Source organism: Stenotrophomonas sp. PS02301 (assembly GCF_029959485.1).
In the GTDB taxonomy this organism is placed as follows: Bacteria; Pseudomonadota; Gammaproteobacteria; order Xanthomonadales; family Xanthomonadaceae; genus Stenotrophomonas; species Stenotrophomonas maltophilia_Z.
This window is the reverse complement of the sequence record NZ_JASCOO010000051.1, coordinates 20,628-30,977: the sequence shown is the minus strand read 5'-3', so window position 1 is coordinate 30,977 and position 10,350 is coordinate 20,628. Positions and strand designations below refer to the sequence as shown.

5 protein-coding genes are annotated in these 10,350 nt (G+C 63.6%); 3 read left to right on the top strand and 2 right to left on the bottom strand.

Annotation, left to right across the window (positions count from 1 at the left end; all coding sequences use genetic code 11):
• Positions 1 to 100 precede the first annotated feature (100 nt).
• Together dcd and apbC are read right to left on the bottom strand one after the other, a co-directional pair.
• Entirely contained in the window at positions 101 to 673 is a 573-nt protein-coding gene (gene dcd / locus QMX81_RS13180; protein ID WP_088433273.1) for a dCTP deaminase, read from the bottom strand.
• Positions 674 to 773: 100 nt separating this feature from the next.
• Entirely contained in the window at positions 774 to 1,631 is an 858-nt protein-coding gene (gene apbC / locus QMX81_RS13175) for an iron-sulfur cluster carrier protein ApbC (protein WP_282262105.1), read from the bottom strand.
• A gap of 204 nt (positions 1,632 to 1,835) precedes the next feature.
• Here apbC and QMX81_RS13170 point away from each other — a divergent pair, with 204 nt between their 5' ends.
• The 3 genes from QMX81_RS13170 (at position 1,836) to QMX81_RS13160 (ending at position 10,309) form a co-directional block, all read left to right on the top strand.
• Positions 1,836 to 4,637, top strand: a complete 2,802-nt coding sequence (locus QMX81_RS13170) for a TonB-dependent receptor (protein ID WP_121038505.1) — start codon at positions 1,836 to 1,838, stop codon at positions 4,635 to 4,637.
• Between the two features lie 530 nt (positions 4,638 to 5,167).
• Positions 5,168 to 7,981: a TonB-dependent receptor gene (locus QMX81_RS13165; protein ID WP_282262102.1), complete on the top strand. Its 2,814-nt coding sequence runs from the start codon at positions 5,168 to 5,170 to the stop codon at positions 7,979 to 7,981.
• A 219-nt stretch (positions 7,982 to 8,200) separates the two neighbouring features.
• Positions 8,201 to 10,309 (top strand): M13-type metalloendopeptidase, encoded by a 2,109-nt coding sequence (locus tag QMX81_RS13160; protein WP_282262111.1) that lies wholly within the window; start codon positions 8,201 to 8,203, stop codon positions 10,307 to 10,309.
• The last annotated feature ends 41 nt before the right edge of the window (positions 10,310 to 10,350 follow it).

Genomic DNA, 10,350 nt, shown 5'->3' with positions numbered 1-10,350 from the left:
AGCTGATCCTCACCTGGTGGCCGGTCGTGCTGGTGGCCGTTGGTATCGGCCTGCTGTTCGGCCGGCACTACCGGTCACGCGACAGTGGACCCAGGGATGATCAGGTGCGCGGCAGGGTGACGCCGGTCTGGCCCTGGTACTTGCCGCCGCGATCCTTGTACGAGGTCTCGCAGATATCGTCCTTGTCGGCCTGGAAGAACAGCATCTGCGCCACGCCTTCATTGGCATAGATACGCGCCGGCAACGGCGTGGTGTTGCTGAATTCCAGGGTGACGTGGCCCTCCCATTCCGGCTCCAGCGGGGTCACGTTGACGATGATCCCGCAGCGCGCATAGGTGCTCTTGCCCAGGCACACCACCAGGGTGTCGCGCGGGATGCGGAAGTACTCCACCGTGCGCGCCAGCGCGAAGCTGTTGGGCGGGATGATGCACTCGTCGCCCACGATATCCACGAAGCTGCCCGGGTCGAAGTGCTTGGGATCGACGATGGTGGAGTTGATGTTGGTGAACACCTTGAACTCGCGCGAGCAGCGCACGTCGTAGCCGTAGCTGGAGGTGCCGTAGCTGACGATGCGCTGGCCGTTGGCCTGCTTGACCTGGCCGGCTTCGAACGGCTCGATCATGCCCTGCTGCTCGGCCATCTGACGGATCCAGCGGTCACTCTTGATGCTCATGTAAGGGGGTCCTGGGCTGCGCCGGTTCGGGCCCGCCATTATGCCGCAGCCCCCCTGCCCCGGCACGCGTAGGCGGGGCCGCTGCGGCGACTGCCCCGGCTCAGATCAGCGAGGACAGGATCGGAATGTTGGCGCGCGGGCGCTTGGCCACTTCCTCGATCAGGCGCTGCGCGGCGCGCAGATAGGCCTGGGCGGCCGAGGATTCCGGCGCGGCGGCGGTGATCGGGGTGCCCGCATCGCCCTGCTCGCGGATGCCGATTTCCAGCGGGAGCGAGCCCAGCAGCGGCACCCCGTACTGGGCAGCCATGCGCTCGCCGCCGCCTTCGCCGAACAGATGCTCCACCTGGCCGCAGTTGCTGCAGGTGTGCACGGCCATGTTTTCGACAATGCCCAGCACCGGCACCTCGACCTTCTCGAACATCTTCAGCGCCTTCTTCGCATCCAGCGTGGCGATGTCCTGCGGCGTGGTGACGATCACCGCACCGGCCAGCGGAATCTTCTGGGTCAAGGTCAGCTGGATGTCACCGGTGCCCGGCGGCAGATCGATCAGCAGATAGTCCAGGTCGTCCCACAACGTATCGTTGAAGAACTGCGTCATCGCCGAGGTCGCCATCGGACCGCGCCAGATCATCGGCGTCTCGTCCTCGATCAGATACCCGATCGACATGGTCTCCACCCCGAAGGCGCGCATCGGCTCGATCGACTTGTTGTCCGGACTCTCCGGGCGACCGCTCAGGCCAAGCATCGCCGGTACGCTGGGGCCGTAGATATCGGCATCCAGCAGGCCCACGCGCGCGCCGAGCGCGGCAAGTGCGACAGCCAGGTTGACCGCGGTGGTCGACTTGCCGACCCCGCCTTTGCCTGACCCCACCGCGATCACGTTGCGGATGCGCGGATGCGGCGACAACCCCTTCTGCACTTGGCTGGCGTGGGGACGACGCGTCTGGCTGGCACTCACTGCGGGCACTCCGGAAACACAACAATGGGACGCACCACTATACAACCTTGACTGCACCTGACTGAAAATCGCGATTGCTACGAAACCATGCAATTTTCGTTAAGTTCATGTTACGGTCGAAACGCACTACGTTGAGCGTTTTCCGCGCGTTCCGGGAGGGAATCATTGGCGTCAGTGCTTTCTGTTTTGTTCTATGGACTATCAATGAATTACAGCACCACCGCACGTCGCAACACGCTCGCCGCTGCATTGTTCTCGGCCCTGATCGCCACTGCAGCCGCTCCGGCCATGGCACAGGATAAAGCCACGACGCTGGACAAAGTCACCGTCACCGGCTCGCTGATTCCGCAGACCGATATCGAAACCCAGACTCCGGTGATGTCCATCACCGCGCAGGACATCCAGACCCGCGGCTTCACCAGCGTGGCCGAAGTCCTGCAGCAGTCCTCGCTGACCACCGGCGGCCTCCAGGGCGGCCAGACCTCGGCGTCCTTCACCCAGGGCGCGGAAGCCTCGGGCATGTTCGGCCTGAATCCGGGCTACACCAAGTACCTGATCAACGGCCGTCCGATGATGTCGTACCCGGCGCTGTACAACGGCGGCGATACGTTCAACAACATCAGCGGCATTCCGATCGACATCGTCGAGCGCATTGAAGTCCTGCCGGGCGGCCAGTCGTCGCTGTACGGTTCGGACGCCATTGCCGGCGTGGTCAACATCATCCTCAAGGAACGCATGGACGGCGGCAGCATCTCCGTTCGTGGCGGCACCTACACCGAAGGCGGCGGCAACAGCGTGCGCTTCAGCGGCGCGCATGGTTTCAGCGCGTTCGATGACCGCTTCAACGCACTGGTCAACGTGCAGATCGAGTCGAGCAACCCGATCTGGGGCTACCAGCGCGACCTGACCCGCACCACCAATGCCAACGGCTACACCGCACAGCTGCCGAGCAATGATTTCGCCGTCATCGACGCCGATACCAACCGCCTGTACATGATGGACCCGAACAACTGCGCCAACGTGGCCGGCCAGTTCGGCGGTACCACGGTGCTGGGCAATCGCCCGACCGGCCAGTCGTGCGGTACCTACTTCGGCGCCGGCTACAAGACGCTGAAGAACGGCAAGGACAGCGGCCAGTTCTATTCCGCGATGACCTTCGACGTCAACGACAACCTGCAGCTGTTCGCCGACGTGCTGTACAGCAAGGAAAAGACCGAGTACACCTCCGGCTCCAGCTACCTGTGGTGGGGCACCAAGAGCGGCATGGGCGGCTTCTACGACCAGTCCTCGGGCAAGGTGGTGAACCTGCAGCGTGCATTCGCACCGGAAGACATCGGTGGCCAGGGCTACAACGACGTCCTCAACAGTGACGAGAGCCGCTCCTACCAGGTGACCCTGGGCGCGAAGGGCATGGCCGGCAACTGGGACTACAGCGCCAGCTTCACCCGCGGTGAGTACAAGCTCACCGAAAACAAGTTCATGCGTTGGAAGGACCCGATCAACAACTACTTCGCCGAACACGTCCTGGGCCCGCAGCTGGGCACCACGGCCGACGGCTGGGGCATCTACAACCCGAACTACGACGCGTTCTACTCGCCGATCTCGCCGGAAGATTTCGCCAGCTTCACCGGCTACGCGACCAACCGCAGCCGTACCTGGCAGAACCTGGGCCGCGTGCAGATCACCAACGGCTCGCTGTTCTCGCTGCCGGGCGGTGACGCCGGTTTCGCGGTCGTGGTCGAAGGTGGCAGCGAAGGCTGGGATTACTCGCCCGACCAGCGTCTGCTCGACGGCCAGGTGTGGGGTTCGTCGGCCGTGGCCGGCAATGGCCACCGCAGCAACTATGCGGTGACCTCCGAGCTGCGCATGCCGGTCCTGGAGCAGGTCACGGTGACCGCCTCGGGTCGCTACGATGCGTTCAAGATCGCCGACAACACCGTCGACAAGGCCACCTACAGCCTGGGCCTGGAATACCGCCCGATCGACAGCCTGCTGTTCCGCGGCAAGTACGGCACCGCGTTCCGCGCACCGACCCTGTCCGATGCCTTCCAGGGCAAGAGCGGGTACTACGCGGCCAACTCGACCGATTACTACCGTTGCGGCACCCTGGGCTATGCACCGGGCAATACCGCCGACTGCCGTTACCACGACAACGTCTCGGTGTACTCCGAGCGTGCCGGCAACCCGGACCTGGAGCCGATCACGGCCGACGTCTGGAACGCCGGCGTGGTCTGGGCACCGATGCCGAACCTGTCGATCTCGGCCGACTACTACAACTGGAAGATCGAGAACGAAGTCGATACGGCCAGCACCGACCAGTTGCTGCTGGCCGAGTACTACTGCCGCAACGGCCTGCCGAACGGTTCCTCGGCCAGCTGCCAGAACGTGGCGGACTGGGTCGTGCGCGACGCCGCCGGCAACCTGAGCAGCCTGTACACCCCGAAGATGAACGTGGCTCGCCAGAACCTGCAGGCCGTGACCGTCGGCTTCAAGTATCTGCAGGACATCGGCCGTTTCGGCTCGCTGCAGTTCTCGGCCAACTACACCAACATGCTCAAGCGTGAAGTGCAGTCGCAGCCGGGCGAGGAGTTCCAGGATCTGCTGGGCAACCCGATCGCGATGTGGAACTACGACAACTTCGCCAAGGTCCGCAGCGATGCGTCCGTGGGCTGGTCGGTCGACAAGTTCACCACCACGCTGTACGCGAACTACATCGGCAAGACCCCGAACTACCTGGCCGGCATCAATGGCTATGACTACGTCCACCCGGCATCGGGCAAGGCCGCAGGCAAGTGGGGTTCCTACACCACGTACAACCTGAGCGTGAACTATCGCGCACAGGACGACCTGACGCTCTCGCTGATGGTCAACAACGTGTTCAACAAGATGCCCGACGGCCAGGCTTACAGCTACCTGGGCACCTCGGGTGCGCCGTACAACACCGGCCTGTACAACGCATACGGCCGTGCCGTGTACGTCCAGGCCAAGTACGACTTCGGCAAGTAATCGCCGCAGGCAGCACCGGCGACCGTGCAGGGCCCTGCCCTGCCGGTTCGCCAACCGGAACGCCCCGAAAGGGGCGTTTCGCGTTTGTGCACCTGCAACCGGCGTGATGCCCGTCCGCCTGCCTGGCTACAACGACACGCGCCGCCTCAACAGGGGCATGTGCATGTCCGACGTTTTCATGGCGCGATGCGCCTATGGGACAGGCATATGCACACCGATCTCAGTTGTTAATTCCGAGCCATATTTAGCATTCACTCATTGACGAAACATAAATAAAATTTCATTTAGTCCCAGGCAATTGTTTTTCAACGCCTTTCACTTTCCGTCAACGCTCAGCGCTTATCGACGATGACCATTCAGAGAATTTCACGTTAAGCGTGTGTTACGTTCGCCGCACGCCGGTTTCAACTGAACGCAGAATGAAACCACCAAGGACGGCCGCCCAGGCCTGATACCGGTTCGTTGTTGAACGCAGTCAAGAAGTCCCATGGAAGGGAAAGCCACGACATCACTACTACACGGGGTTGCACATGTCTTGCCAAGGTAATTCGATCTCGCGTCATCCGCTTGCCGCCGCCGTTCTCACCGGCCTGCTGCTCACCAGCGCCTCCGTCTTCGCACAGGACAACGCCGCCACCAATCTCGATCGTGTCACTGTCACCGGGTCCTTGATCCCGCAGACCGAGATCGAGAACCACACGCCGGTCCTGACTGTCACCGCCGAAGACATCCAGACCCGCGGCTTCACCAGCATCTCCGAAGTCCTGCAGCAGTCTTCGCTGACCACCGGTGGCCTGCAGGGCGGCCAGACCGCCGCCTCGTTCACCCAGGGCGCTGAAGCGGCCGGCATGTTCGGCCTGGATCCGGGCTATACCAAGTACCTGATCAATGGCCGGCCGATGCTGCAGTACCCGGCGCTGTACAACGGCAGCGACGCGTTCAACAACCTCAGCGGCATTCCGATCGACATCGTCGAGCGCATTGAGATCCTGCCGGGCGGCCAGTCCTCCCTGTACGGCTCGGATGCGATCGCCGGTGTGGTCAACATCATCCTGAAAGAACGCATGGACGGCGGCGTGCTCAACGTCCGCGGGGGCGCCACCACCGAAGGCGGCGGCAACAACATCCGCGTCAGCGGTGCCAAGGGCTTCAACAGCGCCGATGACCGCTTCAATGCGCTGGTCAATGTGCAGTACGAAAAGAGCAACCCGATCTGGGGCTACCAGCGCGACCTGACCCGCACCAACAACCGCGTCGGCTACAGCGCGCAGGTGCCGGCCAACGATTTCCTGGTCTATCTGCCGGCGGACAACAACGCGTTCGTGATGATGGATCCGACCCGCTGCGCCAGCGTCGCCGGCCAGTTCGGCGGCACCACCGTGCTGGGCACCCGCGCGGCCGGCGAGTCCTGCGGTTCGGCCTACGGCGCCGGCTACCGCACACTGAAGAACGACAAGGAGAGCAGCCAGTTCTACAGCTCGATGACGTTCGATGTGAACGACAACTTCACCCTGTTCGCCGATGCGTTGTACAGCCTGGAAGAGGTCAAGTACACGCCGGGTTCGGGCTATACGTTCTGGGGCAGCGACCTGAGTTTCGGCGCGTTCTATGACCAGGACACCGATCAGTACATGAACCTGCAGCGCGCGTTCGCGCCCGAAGACATCGGGCCGAACGGCTACAAGGACATCCTCAACACCGACCGCAACAAGGCCTACCAGGTCACCCTGGGCGGGCGTGGCACCTTCGGCAACTGGGACTACAGCGCCAGCTTCAGCCGCGGCGAGTACAAGCTCACCGAGCGCGGCTTCGTGCGCTGGGCCGATGACATCGACAGCTACTTCGAAGACCGCGTGCTCGGCCCGGTGCTGGGCACCACCGATGACGGCTACAACATCTACAGCCCGAACTGGGGCGCGTTCTATTCGCAGCTGCCGGCCGGTGATTTCCAGAGCTTCACCGGCTACACCTACAACCAGAGCAAGACCTGGCAGAACCTGGGCCGCTTCCAGATCACCAACGGCTCGCTGTTCACCCTGCCCGGTGGCGATGCAGGTTTCGCCGTGGTCGCCGAAGCCGGCAGCGAAGGCTGGGACTACCGCCCGGACGAGCGCTTGATGGATGGCAGCGTGTGGGGCACCACCTCGGTAGCCGGCAATGGCCATCGCAGCAACTACGCCGTCACCTCCGAACTGCGCCTGCCGCTGATCGACTCGCTGACCGTCACCGGTTCGGGCCGCTATGACGCCTACAAGATCGCCGACAACACCGTCGACAAGGCCACCTACAGCGTCGGCGTAGAGTTCCGTCCGATCGAAAGCCTGCTGTTCCGCGGCAAGTACGGCACTGCGTTCCGTGCGCCGACCCTGCCCGATGCCTTCCAGGGCGAGAGCGGCTACTACGCCAACGGCGCGGTCGATTACTACCGTTGCGGCCAGCTCGGCTACGCCCCGGCCGATACCCTGGCCTGCCCGTACGGCAACGAATCGGTGTTCGGCGTGCAGGCCGGCAACACCGAGCTGGAACCGATCACCGCCGATGTCTGGAATGCCGGCGTGGTCTGGGCACCGATGAACAACCTCTCTGTCTCGGTGGACTACTACAACTGGAAGATCGACAACGAAGTCGACACCCTGAGCTCGGACCAGCTGCTGCGCGCGGAATACTACTGCCGCAATGGCCAGGGCAACCCGACCTCGGCCAGCTGCGAGAACGTCGCGGACTGGATCACCCGCGATGCCGCCGGCAACATCGAGCAGATATTCACGCCCAAGCTCAACGTCGCGCGCCAGAACCTGCAGGCCCTGACGGCCAGCTTCAAGTACGTGCAGGACATCGGACGCTTCGGCTCGCTGCAGTTCGCCAGCAACTACACCAACATCCTCAAGCGCGAGCTGCAGCCGCAGCCGGGCGATGACTACCTGGATCTGCTGCGCGACCCGTATGCGATGTGGTACTACGACGCCTACGCCAAGGTCCGTACCGATGGGTCGGTGGGCTGGGCCAAGGACCGCTGGACCACCACGCTGTACTTCAACTACATCGGCAAGACGCCGAACTACATGTCCTACCTGGGCGAGAGCTTCGACTACGTCCACCCGTCCGGTTACAAGGCTGGCAAGTGGGGCTCGTACACCACCTACAACCTGAGCGTGAACTACCGGGCGTTGGACAACCTCACCCTCTCGGTGATGGTCAACAACGTGTTCAACAAGATGCCCGACGGCCAGGCCCACAGCTACGCCGGCAACATCGCCTCGCCGTACAACAGCAGCATCTACAACCCGTACGGCCGCGCGGTGTATGTGCAGGCCAAGTACGATTTCGGCACCAAGACCAACTGAGCCGCCCCCAGGGATGACACCCCCAGGCCCCGCCGCAAGGCGGGGCTTTTCTTGTCCGCCCGGGGCCAGGGCCACGTCCGCAGTTGACCGGATCGGGCCTCTTGCCATCGGCCATGACCTTCGACACCCTTGCAGGCCGGGCCAGCGGCGTATCGTCTGGCCCACAGGCCCTTCCGGGCCATTCCTGCATGACTTTCCGGCCTGGAGGCCAATCACGTGATCGCTCGTACACCCAAACTGGTACTGCTGACCCTGGCCGTTTCGGCCGCGCTGGTCGGCTGCGGCAAGAACGAAACCCCGGCCACGGACAGCGCAGCCTCCACCGCCGCGCCGGCGGCCCCCGCCGCCACCGAGTACACGCTCGACGAGAGCAAGCTGCCGGCCTACAACGCCTTCCACCCGTCCGATCTGGACACCAGCATGGACGCCTGCGGTGCGTTCGGTGACTACGTCAACAGCAAGTGGCTGGCCGCCAATGAGATCCCGGCCGACCGCACCAGCTGGGGCGCCTTCACCATCCTGGACGAGCGCTCGGTCGCCGTGCAGCACCAGCTCGCCGAGCAGGTCGCGGCGGTCAAGAACCCGGCCGGCATCGAAAAGATCGTCGGCGACTTCTGGGCCACCGGCATGGACGAAGCCAAGATCAATGCCCAGGGCATCGAGCCGATCAAGGCCGAACTGACCGCCATCGACGGCCTGCAGGACAAGGACGCGATCGCCAACTACCTGCGCACCAGCGCGGCCAAGGGCGAGAACGTGCTGTTCGGCTTCGGTCCGGAAGCGGACTTCAAGAATTCCAGCATGAACCTGGCCTACGCCAGCCAGGGCGGCCTCGGCCTGCCCGACACCACTTACTACACCGACGCCAAGAACGCCGACAAGCTCAAGGCCTACCAGGCCCATGTGGCCAAGGTGCTGGAACTGGCCGGCGTGGCCACGGCCGATGCCGAGAAGCAGGCCGCCGATGTGGTCAAGTTCGAAACCCGCCTGGCCAAGGCCTCCAAGTCCAGCGTCGAGCTCTCGCGCGATGTCTCGCTGTTCTACAACCCGGTCACCGTGGCCGATGCGGACAAGCTGACCCCGAACTTCAGCTGGACCGAGTTCTTCAAGGCCCAGGGCATCGCCGCGCCGGAGAAGTTCTCGCTGGCCATGCCAAGCTTCCACCAGGAAGTGAGCAAGGCGCTGGGCGACACCGATCCGTCGGTGTGGCGCGCCTACCTGCGCTTCCACACCGTGGACGGCGCCTCGCCGTACCTGGCCGATGCCTTCGTCAACGAGAACTACAACTTCTACGGCAAGACCCTGAACGGTCAGAAGGAGCAGAAGCCGCGTTGGAAGCGCGTGCTGGGCACCATCGAAAACGATGCCGGCGATGCGTTCGGCCAGCTGTACGTCAAGGTCGCGTTCTCGCCGGAAGCCAAGGCCAAGATGGAAGAACTGGTCAAGAACCTGGCCGCCTCGCTCAAGGAGCGCATCCAGGGCCTGACCTGGATGAGCGACGAGACCAAGGCCAAGGCGATCGCCAAGTGGGAAACCTTCACCCCGAAGATCGGCTACCCGGACAAGTGGCGTGACTGGAGCGGCCTGACCACCGGTCGCGACAGCTACCTGGGCAACGTGCGCGCGGCGAACGAATTCAATTACAAGTTCGCGCTGTCCAAGATCGGCCAGCCGGTGGACAAGACCGAGTGGGGCATGACCCCGCAGACGGTCAATGCCTACTACAACCCGCTGCAGAACGAGATCGTGTTCCCGGCCGCCATCCTGCAGCCGCCGTTCTTCGACCCCAAGGCGGATGATGCGCTGAACTACGGCGGCATCGGTGCGGTGATCGGCCACGAAATGACCCACGGTTACGACGACCAGGGCAGCCGTTTCGGGCCGACCGGCAACTTCGAGAACTGGTGGACCGAAGCCGACACCAAGAACTTCAGCGGCCTGACCGGCAAGCTGATCAAGCAGTTCGATGGCTACAAGGTGGATGGCCAGCCGGTCAACGGCAAGCTGACCCTGGGCGAGAACATCGCCGACCTGGGTGGCCTGGCCACCGCCTACGATGCCCTGCAGAAGGCCTCGGCTGGCAAGGAAGACCCGAAGGTCGACGGCTTCACCCGCGACCAGCGCTTCTTCTTCAACTGGGCCACCGTGTGGCGCACCAAGTACACCCCGGAGAACATGAAGGTCCGTCTGGCGACCGACCCGCATGCCCCGGCGCAGTTCCGTGCGATGGGCGCCCCGTCGAACCTGCCGACCTTCGCCGCTGCGTTCCAGTGCAAGGCCGGTTCGCCGATGGTGCGCGCAGGCGACCAGCAGGTGGTGATCTGGTAAACCATCGCGCCCACGCGTGAGGTGATGCGTGCAAAGGCCCG